20 protein-coding genes are annotated in these 19,125 nt (G+C 31.7%); 6 read left to right on the top strand and 14 right to left on the bottom strand.

Features of this window, described 5'->3' with window-relative positions; all coding sequences use genetic code 11:
* Window positions 1-4 precede the first annotated feature (4 nt).
* Window positions 5-376, bottom strand: a complete 372-nt coding sequence (gene rsfS / locus GBO31_RS15135) for a ribosome silencing factor (RefSeq protein ID WP_219009204.1) — start codon at window positions 374-376, stop codon at window positions 5-7.
* A gap of 91 nt (window positions 377-467) precedes the next feature.
* Here rsfS and GBO31_RS15140 point away from each other — a divergent pair, with 91 nt between their 5' ends.
* Entirely contained in the window at window positions 468-1,199 is a 732-nt protein-coding gene (locus tag GBO31_RS15140) for a biotin--[acetyl-CoA-carboxylase] ligase (protein WP_219009205.1), read from the top strand.
* A gap of 12 nt (window positions 1,200-1,211) precedes the next feature.
* Here the strand turns inward: GBO31_RS15140 and GBO31_RS15145 are convergent, their stop codons facing one another.
* Window positions 1,212-1,604, bottom strand: coding sequence for an SRPBCC family protein (locus GBO31_RS15145; RefSeq protein ID WP_219009206.1), 393 nt, complete (start codon window positions 1,602-1,604; stop codon window positions 1,212-1,214).
* A gap of 13 nt (window positions 1,605-1,617) precedes the next feature.
* A complete protein-coding gene (pyrE, locus tag GBO31_RS15150) occupies window positions 1,618-2,259 on the bottom strand; it encodes an orotate phosphoribosyltransferase (protein ID WP_219009207.1) in 642 nt (213 codons plus the stop codon).
* A gap of 8 nt (window positions 2,260-2,267) precedes the next feature.
* Here pyrE and GBO31_RS15155 point away from each other — a divergent pair, with 8 nt between their 5' ends.
* Both GBO31_RS15155 and GBO31_RS15160 read left to right on the top strand, forming a co-directional pair.
* Window positions 2,268-2,876 carry an NUDIX hydrolase gene (locus GBO31_RS15155; RefSeq protein WP_219009208.1) on the top strand — a complete coding sequence of 203 codons (609 nt, stop codon included), beginning with the start codon at window positions 2,268-2,270 and terminating at the stop codon, window positions 2,874-2,876.
* 16 nt (window positions 2,877-2,892) lie between these two features.
* The gene (locus GBO31_RS15160; protein ID WP_219009209.1) at window positions 2,893-3,924 is read left to right on the top strand and encodes a hypothetical protein; all 1,032 of its coding nucleotides are present in this window, start codon (window positions 2,893-2,895) and stop codon (window positions 3,922-3,924) included.
* Window positions 3,925-3,990: 66 nt separating this feature from the next.
* On the opposite strand, the gene GBO31_RS15165 is transcribed toward GBO31_RS15160, so the two are convergent.
* The 5 genes from GBO31_RS15165 to GBO31_RS15185 form a co-directional block, all read right to left on the bottom strand.
* Window positions 3,991-5,094, bottom strand: a complete 1,104-nt coding sequence (locus tag GBO31_RS15165) for a DUF4056 domain-containing protein (protein WP_219009210.1) — start codon at window positions 5,092-5,094, stop codon at window positions 3,991-3,993.
* 17 nt (window positions 5,095-5,111) lie between these two features.
* Complete coding sequence (locus tag GBO31_RS15170) at window positions 5,112-5,867, bottom strand: tetratricopeptide repeat protein (protein ID WP_219009211.1); 756 nt, start codon at window positions 5,865-5,867, stop codon at window positions 5,112-5,114.
* Window positions 5,834-6,886 carry a glycosyltransferase gene (locus GBO31_RS15175; RefSeq protein WP_219009212.1) on the bottom strand — a complete coding sequence of 351 codons (1,053 nt, stop codon included), beginning with the start codon at window positions 6,884-6,886 and terminating at the stop codon, window positions 5,834-5,836. The genes GBO31_RS15170 and GBO31_RS15175 overlap by 34 nt, the downstream gene beginning before the upstream one ends.
* Window positions 6,887-6,933: 47 nt before the next feature.
* Window positions 6,934-7,485, bottom strand: a complete 552-nt coding sequence (locus tag GBO31_RS15180; RefSeq protein WP_219009213.1) for a 1-acyl-sn-glycerol-3-phosphate acyltransferase — start codon at window positions 7,483-7,485, stop codon at window positions 6,934-6,936.
* 228 nt (window positions 7,486-7,713) lie between these two features.
* On the bottom strand, window positions 7,714-8,550 hold the full coding sequence (locus GBO31_RS15185; RefSeq protein ID WP_219009214.1) for a phytoene/squalene synthase family protein: 837 nt from the start codon (window positions 8,548-8,550) through the stop codon (window positions 7,714-7,716).
* Between the two features lie 432 nt (window positions 8,551-8,982).
* On the opposite strand from GBO31_RS15185, the gene GBO31_RS15190 reads away from it, so the two are divergent.
* Together GBO31_RS15190 and GBO31_RS15195 are read left to right on the top strand one after the other, a co-directional pair.
* Window positions 8,983-9,900, top strand: coding sequence for a hypothetical protein (locus GBO31_RS15190; protein ID WP_219009215.1), 918 nt, complete (start codon window positions 8,983-8,985; stop codon window positions 9,898-9,900).
* Window positions 9,897-10,577, top strand: a complete 681-nt coding sequence (locus GBO31_RS15195; protein WP_219009216.1) for an ATP-binding cassette domain-containing protein — start codon at window positions 9,897-9,899, stop codon at window positions 10,575-10,577. The genes GBO31_RS15190 and GBO31_RS15195 overlap by 4 nt, the downstream gene beginning before the upstream one ends.
* Before the next feature lie 27 nt (window positions 10,578-10,604).
* Here GBO31_RS15195 and GBO31_RS15200 read toward each other — a convergent pair whose 3' ends face one another.
* Window positions 10,605-12,350: a M14 family metallopeptidase gene (locus tag GBO31_RS15200; protein WP_219009217.1), complete on the bottom strand. Its 1,746-nt coding sequence runs from the start codon at window positions 12,348-12,350 to the stop codon at window positions 10,605-10,607.
* 151 nt (window positions 12,351-12,501) lie between these two features.
* Between GBO31_RS15200 and GBO31_RS15205 the strand changes: the two genes are divergently transcribed.
* On the top strand, window positions 12,502-14,100 hold the full coding sequence (locus GBO31_RS15205; RefSeq protein ID WP_219009218.1) for a SulP family inorganic anion transporter: 1,599 nt from the start codon (window positions 12,502-12,504) through the stop codon (window positions 14,098-14,100).
* On the opposite strand, the gene GBO31_RS15210 is transcribed toward GBO31_RS15205, so the two are convergent.
* The 5 genes from GBO31_RS15210 to GBO31_RS15230 all read right to left on the bottom strand — a co-directional run bounded on the left by GBO31_RS15210 (window position 14,101) and on the right by GBO31_RS15230 (window position 19,102).
* Complete coding sequence (locus GBO31_RS15210; RefSeq protein ID WP_219009219.1) at window positions 14,101-14,922, bottom strand: class I SAM-dependent methyltransferase; 822 nt, start codon at window positions 14,920-14,922, stop codon at window positions 14,101-14,103.
* Window positions 14,923-15,022: 100 nt separating this feature from the next.
* Complete coding sequence (locus GBO31_RS15215; RefSeq protein ID WP_219009220.1) at window positions 15,023-15,367, bottom strand: hypothetical protein; 345 nt, start codon at window positions 15,365-15,367, stop codon at window positions 15,023-15,025.
* A 334-nt stretch (window positions 15,368-15,701) separates the two neighbouring features.
* Window positions 15,702-16,895 (bottom strand): DUF1501 domain-containing protein, encoded by a 1,194-nt coding sequence (locus tag GBO31_RS15220; RefSeq protein WP_219009221.1) that lies wholly within the window; start codon window positions 16,893-16,895, stop codon window positions 15,702-15,704.
* Between the two features lie 12 nt (window positions 16,896-16,907).
* Window positions 16,908-18,305, bottom strand: coding sequence for a DUF1800 domain-containing protein (locus tag GBO31_RS15225; protein WP_219009222.1), 1,398 nt, complete (start codon window positions 18,303-18,305; stop codon window positions 16,908-16,910).
* 65 nt (window positions 18,306-18,370) lie between these two features.
* Window positions 18,371-19,102: a hypothetical protein gene (locus GBO31_RS15230; protein WP_219009223.1), complete on the bottom strand. Its 732-nt coding sequence runs from the start codon at window positions 19,100-19,102 to the stop codon at window positions 18,371-18,373.
* Window positions 19,103-19,125: the final 23 nt, after the last annotated feature.

Here is a 19,125-nt window from a genome sequence, read left to right on the forward strand (position 1 = left end):
TTTTTTAATAGTTTGTTTCGATAGTTGTTGTTCTCGCATCTCCCCATAAACCTTCTATGTCATAAAATTCTCTAATATGTTTCTGGAAAACATGTACAACTACATTTACATAATCAATTAATACCCACTCTGCATTTTCTCCACCTTCTACATGCCAAGGTTTATCCTTTATAGATTTACTTACAGTTTTTTGAATGGAATTTACAATTGCATTTACTTGAGTATTAGAAGTACCATTGCAAATAACAAAATAATTACAAACTGTATTTTCGATTTCCCGTAAATCTAAAATAGTAATATCATTACCTTTTACTTCTTCAATACCTTTGATTATATGAGTTATTAGTTGATCAGTACCGATTTCTTTTTTAGTCATGCATTTTTTTAATTTGTGTAAAGTTATTACTTTTTTATGGTTTTATGTTTGCATTTTATGGACATTTGTAAAAACTTTCACACTGTTATTTATGGATATAATCAAAGTTGATGCCATTGACTCTACAAATATTTTTCTTCGAGATATGAATCGAGAAAAGTCTTTGGATAAACCTACATGTGTAGTTGCAAGAGAACAGCTGCAAGGTAAGGGTCAAATGGGTACTACTTGGCAAAGTAATCCCGGAGAAAACCTTACCTGTAGTGTGTTCATGCCGATTGATGATATGGATATAATGGATCAATTTTATATATCCATGACCGTTTCTATTAGTGTTTATGAAGCTTTAGAATCTTTGATGTTGCCAAAATTATCTGTGAAATGGCCAAACGACATTCTGTCAGATAGGTATAAAATCTGTGGTATATTAATTGAAAATGTGGTCAATAATGGCAGGCTTAGAGGAGCAATTATAGGGATTGGAATTAATGTAAATCAACAGCATTTTGATAATCTGCCTTTAGCAAGTTCTTTAAGGCAAATTTTGGGAAGGAATTTAGAGGTAGAAGAGGTATTGTCAATACTATTACAGAAACTTGAACATAGATTTTCAAGATTAATAAAATCTAACTTTTCTTCCATTAAAAATACCTATGAGTCATTACTTTTTAGAAAAAATAAACCCTCAACTTTTTTAGATGTTAAGGGTAATTCTTTTGTGGGTATTATTAAAGAAATAACAACCTCTGGTAAGCTTCAAATCCTTTTAGAAGATGAAATTGTTCAGAGTTTTGATCTTAAAGAGGTTAAACTATTATACTAGCAATAGTAAAATTTATAGTTTACTGATATTCTCGCTTAATGTATTGATAAAATTTTGAATAGGATTCTTTATCATCATTCCCATCATAGCATTAAACTGTCCTTCAAATACCAATTGAGTAGTACTTTTTCCATCACTAGAGTCCACAATATTTGCAGTTAGTGTAAAGGGTAATTTGTCACTAGCTGCTCCTAATACAACGGTAGAGTGTTCTGTACTACTTTTTTGTTCCAAAACGATTTCTGGCATTCCTTTTAGTTGAAAAAGAAATCTTGAATCATTCAATTTTTCAAACTTTTGTTTACTTTCAGGCATTAATTGTTCAAAATTTTCAACTTTAGTTAAAAATTCGAAAACTTCTTGTTGAGTTTTTTCTACAGTAACTGTAGGGCTTTCTAAATTCATTGAGATTAAAAATTTATTGATTCCACTCTGCTGGATTTATTCTCCAGTTTTGTAGTGTTTTTTGTTGTTCTTCCGTAATGTAATTAGTATCTAATGCTTGTTCCAGAAGATTTTCATAATTACTTAAAGTGTTCAAAGATAATGCCGCATCTTCAAAATTCTTAGATGCTATTTCGAAACCATAGTTAAAAATAGCAACCATTCCCTTTACATTGGCATTTACCTCCTTTAATGCTTTTACAGCATTTAAGCTACTTTTTCCAGTACTTATAAGATCTTCGACAACTACCACATTTTTACCTGAAGGTACAATCCCTTCTATTTGATTTTTTCTACCGTGTTTTTTAGCTTCTGGTCTTACGTATATAAATGGAAGGTTAAGTTGCTCAGCAACAAGCATACCTATTCCTATAGCTCCTGTAGCAACACCAGCGATCACATCAGGTTTTCCGTATTTTTCTTCGATAAACTTAGCAAGGTTTTCTCTTAAAAAATTACGAATTACAGGATATGAAAGAGTTACTCTATTATCGCAGTAGATAGGAGATTTCCATCCAGAAGCCCATGTAAAAGGTTCTTGCGGTTGTAATTTAATTGCATTAATTTGCAGCAGCAGTTCAGCAGTTTTTTTAGCTGTATTTTTATCAAAAATCATAGTTGCAAATGTATAAAGTTTTTGTGAATAATACGCCTATTATTCTATCTACAAAAAAGGGAATTGAAGATTATGAAACAATTCATATCAAAGAAGTAGATTTTCCTAAAATTATCCGAGATATTTTGCAAAAAGAAGATAAAGGCAAAGAAGCAAAATTTCATTTTTATCATAAAACAGAAGAAAAGTTATTGGAGCATTTGTTTGCAAAATTGCCAGTAGTATTAGCTGGTGGAGGAAAAGTATATAATGCTAAAAAAGAAGTGCTTTTTATTCACAGAAATGGCAAATGGGATCTTCCGAAAGGTAAAGCTGAAAAAAATGAGGATATGGAGACAACTGCTATTAGGGAAGTAGAAGAGGAGACAGGAGTAACCGGATTAGAGATTACCAAGTTTTTGTATAAAACGTATCATATTTTTAAACGAAATGGTGAGTTTAGACTCAAAGTAACGTATTGGTTCGAGATGAAGACAGAGTATGATGGTACATTAACACCCCAAAAGAATGAAGGAATTATGAAGGTTAAATGGAAAGATGCTAAAAAAGCAAAAAAGGCTTTGAAAGACTCTTATGCAAATATTAAACAGCTATTTTCTCATGAATATTTATCCTGATTTTAAATAAAATGTTATGAGATATGGTTTGACTTGTATATTGATGTTTATAGTTTTCAATGTATTTGCTCAATTCTATAAAAAACACGTTCCTGTAATAGATGATTTTAATAGAGATGGAGTTCTTGATACATTGCGTGTTTTCCATGATGGCGGGAGTAACTTTGGAGGAACAGATGTTACAGTTGTAAATGGTAGAAATGCTGAGGTATATGAGCTAAGTAATCATCGTTGTTTTTGTGCAATGATAACGTTGCACTTGATTCCTACCGCATTGAATCTTCCAGAGAATCAATTATTTTTATCTGCTATTCAAGAAAAATTATTTCCAATAATAAGAGAAGCTCCTGATCCTTCTTTGGAATGGATTCTTAAAGGAAAATCCTCAAATAGAGCATTGTTAGAAAATCCACATTTTGATCTTATTGTTTATCCTGAAATTCCTTGGGAAACTAAAGAAATAGTGGTGCCAGAAGATAACTATAGTATCCTGGTAGAAGGGGATATGATAGATACTCTTTCTCCAGAGGAAGTTGAATTTCAAGAAAAAAACAATCTAGAAACCAAAAAAGGATTTTTAACATATTGCGGGAGATGCCATCGTTATAATACATCTTCACCTGAGTTAGTGGCTGATAACGGTAGATATCAGGTTTTCAAAACCTCACATGGAGTTTTTGTCAAAAAGGAGAAATTACAAWAGTGGATTTTGGTAAATGAAATCAATTTGACAGGTAGTGTTGGTAAGTTAAGATGGGATTCAATTGAGGAAGTAGTATTAATAGATAAATATCTAGTAATTCAATTTTCTGGAGCACCAGATTATTTTGATAATATCTTCGTTGGTAATATAGAAACAGGAGTGGTTGGGAGATTGAAATATCTCTATAGAAGAAATACTACGGATCAGGCTGGTATGATGGTTAAGAATAGATTAATTAAGAAGGGTATGATCCAGTATGTCAATGAAGAGGAGGAATCCTTTTCTTTGAATGCTAAAGATGTTTTTAAAGAGTTGGATAAATTAAACAGGAATATTAAAGATTAGTTCTATTCATAGTCGTCTTGTACGATTCATTATGTCTTGAGAACGGGATCAATACTAGAAAGAGAACTATTTTTGAAAAATTTCTTTCTTTTGAGCTAAAACACTTTGTTCTTTGATTTGAATTTCTTGGCTGATTCTGTTAATCAACACGCTAAAATCATCTTGATTGATAATATTATTTTTTCGATTTGGAAAAATTTCTTCAACAGGAATTCTATAGTTAAGATCAATAGTGAATTGATAAAAATTGGTAAGTAGCTCGCCTTTAGTATTTGAGATAGGTACATCTAATACTACTGGTTGATTGTTGTCAGTTGTATGATTTGGTATTATCCAAGGATTACTTGATTTAAGAATATTAAGGTCTCGTTTTAGCGTAATTTTAGCGCTAGGTATACGTTTCTTATTGGTATACCACTTATTATTAATAGCATCGTAAGCATCATAGGTTTCTTTTGCAGTCTTTACAACTCCAAGACTGTCTAGCGTAGATGCGATAACCTCTGTAGCTGTTTTGTTAAAAGGTTGTTTTGAACGCAAAGTTTTCATTCCTATGTGTATTCCAAGTAAGTTTGAATACACATCTTCAACCGAAAAACTGGAAAACTTTTCTGATATAAATGGAACGGTAGATGCTCCAAACCAAGTGGAAATCTCATGCCATAGAGAAAGGTCGTATGTTATCTTCCCTGCTAAAAGAACACTATCATGATCATTTAGTTGTTCAGGTATATTTAAATATAGAGTCTTGCGTCCTGCTTCATTTCGTAACGGTAAAATTACTTCGCCTTTTCCTTTGCTATTAATGATAGTAGCGTGTATAAAACGAGTCCAATCAAGTTGATCTCGTAAGTGACCGATATCAATAAATCCTCCTTTAGTCGTGTAAATAGTTCCGGTACCTTCTCGTTTATTACCCATATAATGATGTTCATTCAGATCATCAATACTTATTACTTGGTCGATAGAAACAAAAGGAATTCCCCATATTTTTAAATCATAACCAAATGCGCAACATGCCCTGATAATACGAGGAGGAATTTTATTAAGATTAACAACCTCGTCTTCCTGTATTTTTTGGGCATTTATAGCTATAGGTTTAGCGATAAGGCATAATAATATCAAGAATTTTATGCATTGTAATGTCGTTTTGTTAATTACAAACTTCATGAAATAAATGATTATTGTTATAGATTGTTACGCTTGAGCATATCAGGATAGAGTTCGTCTTCGACCCACATGAAATTAGGGAATATCCGCATTATTTTTTCGTAACATAGCTTGGCTCGTTGTATTTGATCCGTTGCTTCATAGGCTTGCCCTAACATCGTCATTGTATTGATGTACATCCAATTATTGACTACTAGTCCTTGTTTTTCGAAACTTTCTACTGCTCTTATGTAGTATTTAATTGCTTTTCCTTTATCTCCGCCAAAAGCTGTTGGTCGGTAATACATTGAGTTTCCTTTTTCAATATTTCCTTGAATATTCTCTGGATCTAGTTCAATCGACTTATCTATATATCTCATGCTTCTTCTTCCTAAGTAAATAGCTTTTAAACTTGAGATACCAATAGTAAATGCTACATACGCTCCTTTATAGGCTAGTAAAGTCGGGTTTTCCGGAGATCTTTCTAATAATCTATTGATTATTTTTTCTGATTTATCAATGTATTTTTCAGCAAGATCATCTTTTTCAGCTCCGATTAACCATGCTGTGTAACCGTAATAATAATTGATAAGTTCCAGTTGTTCTTCAAAATTATTTGGATCCGCATTTTTTTCGCATGAATGCATTAATTCAAACCATTTATCCATTTTGCCTCTAGAATAAGCTTTATATATTGGATCGCGGTATGGGCTTTGAGAAAAGCTTAAATGTGTTGAAAACAGTATAGTAATGATCAAAATTATAGATCTTGTAATATATTTCTGTCTTTCCATATTAGTTTTTTCTGTTTGTTATTTATGAGCCCCTTAATGATGATAAAAAGAAATATAATGTGTTGAGGTAATACCAAAAGTATGTTTTGAACAACTGATTGTTGACTTGCTAACATCACAAAAAATCGAATACATATAATACCTAAGATATAACCTATAAACCACCATAAGCCCATGTACATATATATTACGAATGGAGCAATTGTGGTTAAAATTCCGAATGCAATAGTAATTAAAATACTGTTTCCAAAGAACTGAAATATGTTTTTTATGAATCCTTCAACAGCTTCATCTAATCCAACATACATTCTACAAGAGATATCATTGTCTCCCAAACGTGTGTCACTTGTAATACCTTTTTGCTTAAATAATCTAATAATAGCAATGTCTTCTACCTTATGAGATTTATACTTTTCATGAGGCCAAATGGATTTATAGGTAGCTGCTTTAAACATCATAAACTGGCCATTAGCTGCGGAAAACATTTTATTCTTTGATTTTCTAATAAGATAAATTGGAAGTAAACTTAATAAAACCCAGTTCATTAAGGGTACAGAAACTTTTTCGCCAAAAGATTTTACTATTTGCTTTGGGAATATAGAAAGTAAATGAAGTTCATGTTTTTGAAGGTAGCTAATACTGCGTTTGATTACATCCTTTTGTACACTAACATCTGCATCTAAAAAGAGTAGTATGTCACCAGTAGCAGATTTTGCCAATTGATGACAAGCATTGTTTTTGCCTAGCCAACCTTTTGGAAGGTTGTTCCCATTGATCAGTTTAATATTGGGGTTTAAAGTTGCCCAATGTTTAATGATGCTTTCTGTTTTGTCAGAAGAATGGTCATTGTAAACAATTATCTCTAGATTATTGTATTCAAGGGTAGATAATTGTTCTAGTAAGGTTCCAATATTCTCCTCCTCATTACGAGCAGGTATTAAGATGGAAACCGATGGTTCAGACGTTAACTGTGCTTTCTTTGGCAAGTAGGCAAATGAAAGGTAATTAACAAATGCCACCAGCAATCTGATAATCAAAAGGGATATTAAAAAACAACAAAAATAAATCATATTACTCCTTGCTTTTTAAAACACGCTTGTGCAAAGCGATTAAATTCTTGTTCTACATCTTCGGCATTCATAGTTGCTTTTATTATATGCGTTTCATAATAAACGTATATATCAGGTCTTAGTTTTGCTCCGTATTTAATTAAATTGATATTATATACTAATTGATAATCATTTTTTGTGTTTTTCAAAATATGAGAAAGCAATCCTTTTTCAAAAGTAAATTTTCTTGTATAAATACTTTGAATTTTTCCCTGAGGGAAAAATAAGAATAAATTCTTTTTGTTTTGCAACATTTCTACGGCATAATCCAAACTCTCAATACTAGACTTTTTACCCTTGCTGATAGAGCTAGCACCGATTTTGGTTAATATCATATTTTTTCTCAGTTCTTTTTCCAGCATCATAAAGTTGAATCTTCTTTTAAAGACTTTAAGATTCAATAGGATTTGTATAAAACCATCATAAAAAGAAAAATGATTACTGATCATAAGTATTGGAAGCTCTTTTTCTTCATATTGACCTATATAATTAAGTCTTCCAAAAAACATGCCTATTAGTATTTTTGTATAATACTTAGATACTTTTACCCAGAATTTACTATGATTAGCACGTATCATTTCTTAATCTAAAAATGTCCTATAATTAAAATTTTGCCCCACTTTTTCAATCAATTCTAATTTTGAAAAAAGCTGCTTAATGCTAGAATGATTGCATGCGAAATAATCTGAGTTATTAAATAAATAAAGGGGCATAATTCGTGATTTACGTATTTTTTTCTATGTCAGTTTAAGCTTGTTGCTTATATAAATAGATGCTAATGTCCATATTTTTGATCTATTTGGTATTCGAATTCGCTCATTGAGCAATTTCTCAACTGGAGTATATTCTATTTTATTAGTAAGCTTAGTGTAATAAAGATATGCTGCATAAACTCCGTTTTTTGAATTGTCTGGTAATTCTTTGATTCCTTCTAAGGCAACTTTGAAATCTTCGTTTATATATTCAATAATTTTTTTCTTGATGCTTTCTGTTAATTCATTATCTCGTAAGATAGGAAAGTAAATACGATGTAATTGGTTAATATCTTCGTTGATATCACGTAAAAAATTCACTTTCTGAAATGCAGAGCCTAAACTCATTGCAGCAGGTTTTAGCGCCTGATACCTTTCTTCATCACCATTAACGAAAACTTTAAGACACATTAATCCTACTACATCTGCAGAACCATATATATAAGACTTAATTTCATCATCATTAAACTCCTTTTTTGATAAATCACTACGCATACTTTTCAAGAAAGCTTGTATTAGTTCATCATCAATATTGTATTTCTTAACGGTTAATTGAAAAGAATTGAGTATTGGATTCAGACTTATACCTTGATTATAAGCTCTATAGTAATCTTCCTCAAAATTTGAAAACAGTGTGTCCTTATCATAATCATGAAATGTGTCAACTATCTCATCTGCAAAACGTACAAAACCATAAATGCTAAAGATACTGTCTCTTATAGATTTGTCAAACAGCTTGATACCCATAGAGAATGAAGTACTATAATTTTGTGTAACAATTTTACTACACTTAAATGATACCTCGTCAAATAATTCCTTCATCTACTGTTTTTTTAATTTTTTTAGTGTAGTTTTATCCTAAGAGCAATAATATTACTCGAACTTCTTCAATAAATGATCCAAATTTAGGATTCATATTTATTTCTCAAACTACCTGATTTTTAATTGATGCTATTTTAGTCTTTTGATAAATCTAAAATATTTGCAAAAGTAATCATCTTTTTCAAACTACCCCACTTTTTTAAATCAGCAGCAATAGTGTGGAAGAAACCTGTAATTATCTGTGCTAGTTAGCCTTTGAGTTCATTAATGGAAATGTGAAACTGACCCAATTAATAGCTTAGTAATAGAGAAAATCAACATTTTTTTTTAATATTTAGAAAAAAGGAATAGAAGTAAAATAATACAAATGATGTAACTTTTATAGCTGTGATATGACGTATAAGTATATTATTTCAACTTTTAATTTGCAATTTGAAGTATTACTATCAATTACAATATAGGCGTATATATCGCGTATTTAAGGATTTTGGAACAGAACCTATTATCGGTTGGCCAATCATTATATTTCTTTTTTGTTGGATATCTTTAAGTTTTTTTGATCAAGTTTTATATGCTAATTATATCTATGTGCTTATAGCGGTTATGTTTGTATACAGCTTTAATAATGCTAAGCACAAAGAATTTTTACAGCAGCATTTTTTAGCTTCTCGTTTTAAGGTAATTGTTGTTTTAAACAATATTATAAAAGCTACTCCATTTGGATTTATCTTAGTGTTTAAAGGTTTTCTGATTGAAGCTTCTGTATTGTATATCATCACATTATTTATTTCTTTTATAAAAAAGAAGAAAAAGCAAACTATAATAATACCTACTCCCTTTGGTAAATATCCTACTGAATTTATTATTGGTTTTCGAAAGACGTTTTGGGTGTTTCCATTGATTTATAGTTTAGCAGGGATAGCAATTTATAAGGAGAATTACAACCTCGGAATTTTTGCCTTGATTCTAATTTTACTAGTGTGTTCTGGATACTATACAAAACCTGATCCTCAATATTATATTTGGATACATGCCAAGAGTCCAAAAGAATTTTTAAAAAACAAAATCATTATTGCTTTAAAAAATAGTTTGCTGCTCATGATACCTGTTTTGGTTTTATTGATTGTTTTTTATAGCAAAGAAGCTCATATCACTTTATTGTTTTTAGTTGTAGGTTGGCTGTATATAGTGATGTATGTTTTGATGAAACATGCGTTTGAGTATTATGGGTTAGGAATATTTCAAGGAATCGTAGGGGTTTTATGTCTTTTGTTTCCTCCGTTGATGATCATTACAATACCTTATTTTTATAAAGAAGCAATACACAATTTAAATCGAATACTACAATGATATCTATTACCTCTTTATCCAAGAGCTATGGTCAAAATCAAGTCTTGAAAGATATTAGTCTATCTTTTAATCCTGGAGAGATTCACGGTGTTGTTGGCGAAAATGGAGCAGGAAAGACTACTTTGTTTAATGCTATTGCCGGGATAGACGGTTTTGAAGGAACCATTGATTATGCTAAGGGAAATCTTAAAGATGTTATAGGGTTTTTGCCCACAGATCCATATTTTTTGTCCAAAATAACGGGTAAAGAATATTTGCGATTGATTTGTAATGCTAGAAATATTAAAACTATTGATATTCGGGAGAAAAACATCTTTGACCTTCCATTAGATCAATATGCAGAAACCTATTCTACAGGAATGCAGAAGAAACTTGCGTTGTCTGGCATTTTAATGCAAGAAAATGATGTTTTTATTTTAGACGAACCCTTTAATGGGGTAGATATTTATAGCAATACTATTATCAATCAGATACTATTTAGGTTAAAAGAGCTAAATAAAATAGTGATATTATCATCACATATTTTTTCTACTTTGTATGAAACTTGTGATTATCTGCATTATCTTAAAGATGGAAGGATCATCAAAAGCGTAGATAAAACTGAATTTCAAACTATAGAAAAAGAAATGCAAGGAGCTGGTATCCAGACAAAAATAGATAAGCTTAACTTAAAATAACTACAATTAATCCTAAATACCTAGTTATTATTTATTAATTCTATAGATAGGATATCTCATATGAGCTTTTTCATAATTATCTGATTGTTTATGAATCCAATCCAATTGTGCGCGCCAGTTTTTTGCAAATAAGGTATCTTTCTTCTTTTCTTCAAATTGTATTTTTAATACATCGTCATTTTCTAATAGTTCCAGTGCTTTATCCTCCCAAACATAAGGAGAAAATCCTTCTTTCTGTTGTAAGATAGTATCAAAGAAATTCCAATTGAAAAAAGAATCTGGAGCTTCTGGTTCTAAGGTTTCTAAGATATATCTAAATCCTTTTTGATCTGTAGGAATGATACGATCACCTTTTTTGAAGAGTATGGTTTCTTTACTTTTACGAAGCTTGGTGTTATAATGAAGGTAATGTCCTTCGTAAGGAGTTTTTCTACTTTGGTAACTAGCAATATGGTAAACTTCAACAGAAATAGCACTATCTTTTTCAAGTGTTTTGTAGGATATTTGATTAAGATCTAGCTTTTCTGTAATTGGCCACCATCCCTGCGGAATTACATAGGCTTCTGGTATTTTGATATTTCTAGTTGGGCTAAAGTAGTTCTGATAGCGAACTTTCTTCGTATAAGGTCTATCAGAGTAATATTTTAATCGTTTTGCACCAGTAACCTTACTATCTATATAAGCACTTTCGTATCCTTTGAAGTTAAAATAGGTAGCGTTTGTTGTGTCCACTTTCCAATTAACAGTATAGGTTTCTTGTTTGGGTAGATCAGCGAACGCTTTTGATCGTAACTCTTTGATTTTTTCACCATCTTTTTCAGTAATTTCAATCATAGATCTCATGAGTTCATACGTGCCTTCAACTCTTGGTTTATAAGGTTTGAGCATGTGGGTTTCTACCATCATCCCTAGAGTATTCCATAAAGTTGTATATCCTGTAGAATATCTTGGAGAATCCATAAATTGTGTCCAACCTTTATCTGGAGTAGTACCCCAAACATTTACATAAGGTGTAATATCCCATTGTTTTTCTTTTAGTAAAGCCTCCAATTGTGGATGCATTTCAGTATTTAAATAGGCCCCAAGTGCGCCATTTAACTTGTTGTGTTGCGTAAAGAGATGGGTAAGTGTATATTGATAATCCGCTCCATTACTTACATGATTATCTATAAAAACATCTGGTTGTATCAGGTGGAAAATTTTAGCGAAAGTTTGTGCATTTTTAGTATCACTTTTTATAAAATCTCGATTTAGGTCATAGTTTCTAGAATTTCCTCTAAATCCATAGGCTTTTGGGCCATTTTGATTGGTTCGTGTACCGGTATTGCGATTCAATGCACCACCAATATTATAGATGGGAATAGTCACTATAACCGTATTTTTTGGAGACTCCACAGTTCCATTAACAATATCTCTAAATAACATCATTGTAGCGTCAATACCGTCACTTTCTCCAGGATGTATACCATTATTGATTAATAAAATACGTTTGTTTTGTCTTATTTTTTTGAAATCAAATATCTTATCTGGATTTAAAGTCACAATATGTAGTGGATTACCACTATCTGTGATTCCAATTTCTTGTATAGTAATTTCTGGATAAGCTTCTGCAAGATTTTGATAATAGGTAATTACTTCATCATAAGTTGGCGTTTCTGTACCATTACTTTTTTCAAAATTTGTAGTAAAATCAAAGTCTTGGTTTGTCTTGTTCTTTGAGGTATTACAAGATGCAATTGTTAGAAAGCTGATAATGAGTGTGATGATTCGCATGTGCAGTGTGAGTTAGGCATAAATATACTAAGTTTTACATTTTTTTAATCTTCTATAACGTTTTAGTTTATTTCTTTATTCAGATAGCTAGGAATTTTACTTGTTGGGATATAAAATAACTGTATTTTTGCACCCTCAAAATAAACGGATTATGACAGAATTTGTACGAAAAAGAGTAGCCAATGCTAAAAATGATATTCTATCTGGTTTAACAGTAGCATTAGCCTTGGTCCCTGAAGCTGTTGCATTTGCCTTTGTGGCAGGAGTAGATCCTTTAGTGGGATTGTATGCTGCATTTATGATTGGATTAATTACTTCTGTTTTTGGTGGTCGTCCTGGTATGATTTCTGGAGCAACTGGAGCCTTAGCAGTAGTTATGGTTAATTTGGTTGCAGAAGGAAATGCTATGGGAGCAGAAGGGGAACAATTAGGATTGTATTACCTTTTTGCTACCGTTATTTTGATGGGTATTATACAAATGTTAGCGGGTGTATTAAAGCTTGGAAAATTTGTACGCTTGATACCGCATCCTGTAATGATGGGATTTGTAAATGGTCTGGCAATCGTTATTTTTCTTTCTCAGTTAGGAATGTTTAAGGAGTTTGTTGGAGGAGAAAAGGTTTGGATGCAAGGATCTGAGTTGTTCTTAATGTTGGGATTAGTTGGATTGACAATGCTTATTATGTGGGGATTACCAAAGATTAAGGCGACTTCTAAATTACCAGAAGCATTGATAGGAATCTTAGTAGTGTCTGCTATAGTAATTTTTGGTAAACTGGATGTTGCTACCGTAGGTAGTTTTATTAGAGATGGAGGAGGAGAAGGTCTTAAGGGAGGATTACCTCAATTTCAGTTTGATATTTTTAATAAGGTACCTATGAATTTCGAAACGTTAAAATTTATAGGACCTTATGCTCTGATTTTAGCTGCGATTGGATTGATAGAATCTTTAATGACGCTTAATCTAATTGATGAGTTAACAGAAACTCGTGGAAATTCTAATAGAGAGTGTCTTGCACAAGGAGGTGCTAATATTATTACGGGACTTTTTGGTGGAATGGGTGGTTGTGCAATGATTGGACAATCTATTATTAATATCAAAGGAGGAGGACGTACTCGTTTATCTGGAATAGTCGCTGCCGTAACTTTGTTAATGTTTATCTTGTTTGCCTCTGGATTGATCGAACAGGTGCCTATTGCAGCATTAGTGGGAGTGATGTTTATGGTTGTAATTGGCACATTTGCATGGTCTAGTTTTAGAATCTTGAATAAAATTCCACTTACCGATGCTATTGTTTTAATTGCAGTATCGTCGCTTACTGTTTTCTTTGATTTGGCAGTAGCAGTAATCGCAGGAGTTATTATGTCTGCTCTTGCATTTGCTTGGGAAAACGCTAAAAAAATCCGTGCTCGTAAACATATAAGAGAAGATGGTACGAAGGTTTATGAAATTTGGGGCCCATTATTCTTTGGAAGTATACAAGCTTTTAACTCGAAGTTTGACGTAACAAACGATCCAGAAAATGTAGAAATTGATTTTATAGAATCACGTGTAAGTGATCACTCTGCTTTAGAAGCAATCTTTAATTTGGTAGGTAAATATGAAGAAGCGGGTAAAAAAGTCAGAATCAAGCATCTGAGTGAAGAGTGTCAGGCATTAATGATTAAAGCTTCTCCAAGATTAGCTAATGTAATAGAGCATGATATAGATGATCCTAGATATCATGTAATGGCTAAGGCAATGAAATAATCAAACTCTTTCCAAAAGATATAAATGCTCGTTTAAGATATCATTAGGATTGTCTATTTGAGCGTCTGGAGTGTATAGTTTGGACAATTCATATTCATGAGTATGTTCTTTTAACCGATATCCATTAATTTGGGTGTAATAGGATGTAGGTATGGTTTGATGAGCAAAAGAATCATTGGTGCTGTTATGACTATTAAAATAATGTAATAGCCGTTTATATACATTGGTTTTTTCTATTTCTGGAATGTAAGAAACACTTCCGACCAAATCTCCAGCTGATTGTATGTCTTCGAAAACTTTAAAAAGTTTATGAGTAACTTTTTGATCTAGAAAGAATAATACTCCTTCTAATACAATGAATATAGGTTTTTGATGAATCATCTTTTTTAATTCATTCACCATAGTTTCTGCAGAATCATGATTAAAATCAAAGCTTATATATGAGGTATCACGTTTAGGTAATTTTCCTTCTATAGTCCAAAAATGTATACGTTTTCTTTTATATTCTATGATATCTTCCTTGTCGATTTCTATGGTTGAAACAGTTGGGTCTAATAAGAATTGATACATACTAAAACCTGCTCCAAAATTAATCAACGTTCCTCCGCTATTCTTTTTAAAGAAAGATTGTAAGTTTTCATAGAAAAATCTATTCCGTAAACTATGAAGAATAGCCTCTTTAGAAGAAACCGAATTTAGAATATCTGGAATAAGTGCTTCTGTTTTTGGGTTGTTCCATAGTTTAGCATAAATATCTTTGCTAACACTTTCGTGGTAGGAGCGATAGGTAGATACTATAAAAGCGGTTTCATGAATTTGCATACATAAATGTAAGCTTTTCATGTATAAAAATAAAAAAGAAAACACCGCTACATCAAGCAAGAAGATAGCGGCGTTTTTACTGTGTATATATTCAAAAAAATTATGGCAATAATCCGGTAATCTGAGTAGTATCGATCATTATAGTGTCCTTCTTCTTTTTATCATCCTTAGTTGCTAACCTTGTTGTTTTAGTACTATCCGTGATAAATCCATTTTTGATCATCAAAGCCTTGTAAAAATCTGTTTTAGTCTCTCTAGCTGTAGTTTTTACTTCTTTTACTTTAATGTCAAAGTTATTGACAGCAATTAATGTCTGATAAAAGTCAACTTTAGTATTCTTTACAGTAATCATTTCTTCCTGTGTTGTGTYATTAGAAACAACATCCTGAGCATTCATTGTAGAAAAGGAAAATAAAATGATGAAAGAAAGAATAATAGTTTTCATATGATCTGGGGCTTTATGATATTACTACCTGATTTGTACCAAATTTACAATCAAATAGTTACGTAATAAAATGATTTGACATGTTTTAGATGAAGAGGTGTTTTGTATCGATAAAAAACACAATTTTTATGGTTTTACCGTAAAATTTATGTTGAGTTTTCTTTAAAAAAAATGCTTTTGATTGATTTAGTATAGTTAAAAGTGACTGATTTTCATGGTTTTTACAAGTTTGCTGAACCTTTGCTAGAAAATAGTAGGTTTTCTAATGATTTTCCTTCTGTAAATCATTACTTACATTCTTTTGTGGATTATACGTTAAATTGATGATTCCGCTTTAGATAAAAGAAAGTTTATCAAAACCAGTACCTAATATTGTCTGATCATTTACTTCTAACCAATTATTAAGAATAGAAGCATAAATACTTCTAAAATCAACAGTAAATTTAATATCTCCATTGGAATCTAAATCCGATAAATTAGGAAGCTCATTATAGATACCAGCTTTTTTTAGTGAACCTCCGATAAGAATTACATTATTAGCAGCACCGTGATCAGTGCCTCTGCTTCCATTTTGTTTTACTCTTCGTCCAAACTCGGAAAAGGTAAGTATCAATGTATCTTTAAATCTATTGTTCTTCTTTAAATCTTTTACAAGAGCTCCAATCGCTTCAGCATATACTTTTAATAATCGATCTTGACTATTTACCTGATTTACATGACTGTCAAAACCACCAAGCGAACTATAATATACTCTTGTTTTTAATCCAGATATGATAAAATCGGCAATAGTCTTTAAATTTTTGGCAAATGAAGATTGTGGATATGAAATGTTGGATTCATAGATTTTTGAAGTCTCATAAATATAAGAAGCAGAAGAATAGGTCTCTAACATTGTTTTGTATAAATAGCCTTGATTGTCTTCGTGTAACATCTCATCTTGAGTGTCATTTACTAGTTTATTGAAAAAAGGTTCTCTAGTAGTACGATGTAACTGTTTAAGATCAGAAACAGCTATGCCATTTAATTGATTTCCTTTAAGAGCTAAAGACAGAGAATTGTCTACTTCTATAGCTTGATACGGATGCTGGCAATTAGCATCGAGATATCTGCCTACCCAACCAGAGGATAAATACTGGTTAGTATCACTAGCCGTTTGCCAGATATCCGTACTTCTAAAATGTGATCTATTTGGATTTGGATATCCTACATTATTAACAATGCAAACTTCTCCTTGATCGTATAGTTTTTTTATGGGCTCTAGACTACTATTAAAAGCTAAGTCATCGGTGATTTTCAAAGTTTCATTTTTCTTTTTAGCAATAGTAGGTCTTAGACTGTGGTAGATATCATTTTGTATGGGAATAATACTATTCAATCCATCATTACCTCCTGATAATTGAATAATGATTACATTTTTATAACCAGATAATTGCGCTGGACTTAACAATTCCATTCCTTTCAAAAATGAAGGGACTAATGTGATTCCAGATGCAAAGACGGATTGTTTTAAAAAGTTTCTTCTGTTCATGATTTCAGGGTTTTAGCAAAGTTGGTACTCTGGTAAGCTCATAAGTTCTATGATAAAGTTTTTAGTGTTTCCCGCATCTAATTCAGAAATCACATTTTTGGCACCTTCGGATAATTTAGGTTGTAGTATAAAATCTATGAGTTGCTGTTTGTTTTTAAATTCTAAAGAAGCGAGAAATAATTCCCAGTTAGGAGTCGCTTTGATTTTTCGCTCCATTTGGGACTTCATTTTTTTATAAAATTTTTGCTTCATCATCATCGAAACTTCGCTGTCATCAGAATTATTCATTTCAATAACACCGTTGTTGAGAGTAACCGAAGCAAGTTTTAGCCTCAGCATAAGTGTAGAATTATCAATCCAGGATTTTCCACCTTTCCATCCAGCAACATTTGGAGGAAAGAATAATACTTGATTGAGCTTTCGTTGCAGGTACAGCAAAACTTTAGTGTTTTTATAGTGTACTTGAAAAGGTTTACTCAATCCCACAAGTAGTTCTATAGGAGATTTTATCTTAGTTCCGATATGTTCAGGATTATAAAACCATGTGCTTTCTAATATTTCGCGTAATAGCACCTCGATACTATAGCTTGCATTATAAAAACGGTTAGTAAGTGTTTCTAAATGATCAGAATCTATTTTTTCATTTACAAGGTATGTATAGATCTTTTGTGTAATATATTTTGCAGTCTGTTTTTCCTCAAGAAGAATTTTGATAACATCTTCTCCTTTAAAATTTCCTGTTCTTCCTAAAATAGTTTTAGAACCAAAGTCATGATGTTTTTGTCTAAAAACAAAGCTACCTTGTTTATTAAAGTTCCAACCTGTAAAGGCTCTTGCTGCTTCTTTTATATCCGTTTCAGTATATCCATTGTCTCTACCTAAAGTAAATAATTCCATAACTTCTCTAGCAAAGTTTTCATTGGGATTATTTTTTCTATTCTGGCGGTTATTTAGAAACAATAACATGGCAGGTGATTTAGAAACCTCCATGAGCATATCTCCGAAGTTCTCTAATGCATTATTTCTGATTACATTATTCAAATGTTGGGCAGCTCTGGGAGTTTTAAGGCGAACAGCAAAATGATTATGAAAAAATAATGTCATCTTTTCTCTCAAAACTTGTTTGGTTTCCGCCAATTGTTGAAGCCATTGTATATTGAGATCTAGCATTTTTTGGTTGCGAAGTTTTCGCAATTCTATGCGTTCTTCACGGGATAAATCTCTTGGATCTTTTTCTAATACTCCGAAATCTAGCGATAAGTTGGTCTTTCTGCTGCTTTCCGAAAATAGACGATCTATAATTTCTTTCTTGGGTAGTGTTCTTACAAGTTGTAATTCAGAAGACGAAATTCCAAAGCCTGTACGCCAGTAAAGATGTTGTATTTGTTTATCGGTTAAAAAAGAATTCATAATCAAAAGCGTTTTTACTTTGACTACGGTTTTTTAAAAAGGTTTAAAATTTTTGGTTTTAATTTTTAATTGCAGTTAATCTCACTTAAGGTTGCTGTTTCACTTGTGGCATCACTCTGAGAAACATTTTCGGTAAACAAAACAAATCTATCCAATGCATGAAAGGAAGACCTAGCAGATACTTCCATAGTATATGTTCCAGCAGTATCAAAATCTACATAGATATCATGAGCATCATTATCACTTGTCGAAGACTGCCATTTCCATTCATCTGCAGGACCACTTTTATAGATTTTAAACCAACCATCTTTACTGGATCCATTAGGATTTGGAGTTTGTCCTGTGTCTCCAGGATAAACAATACTTTCACCTTTTTTACCATAAAAACTAGAAGCATCAGCAAATCGCAACCAGGAATCATTATGTTCTGATCCTGACGTACCATTCGTAATTCTTGATCTCCACAGAAACCTATATGTGCCAGGAGTATTAATTTTTATATTGTAAGTAAGTAATCCATTTCCAGGTGCATTTAAAAACTGATCCCCTTTCCATACTAAATAACTTGTTCCTAAGAAGCCATTAACTGTATTTTCTATGTTCCAATCATTAGAATTAGTAATACTTTCGAACTCAGCTACAACTAATCCGTCTTTTTCTTCATACACTAAATTATCAGAATTTTCACAGCTTATAGGAGGATCCGTTTCTGAGTTGTTTTCATCATCAGTACTACAGGCATACAATGTTATAGCAAGTACAAGTAATAGAGTGTGTAGGTGTTTTTGGGGCTTCATGAATATGTGATTTGGGTATTTGT

This window comes from Aquimarina litoralis, assembly GCF_019295435.1.
Taxonomy (GTDB): Bacteria; Bacteroidota; Bacteroidia; order Flavobacteriales; family Flavobacteriaceae; genus Aquimarina; species Aquimarina litoralis_A.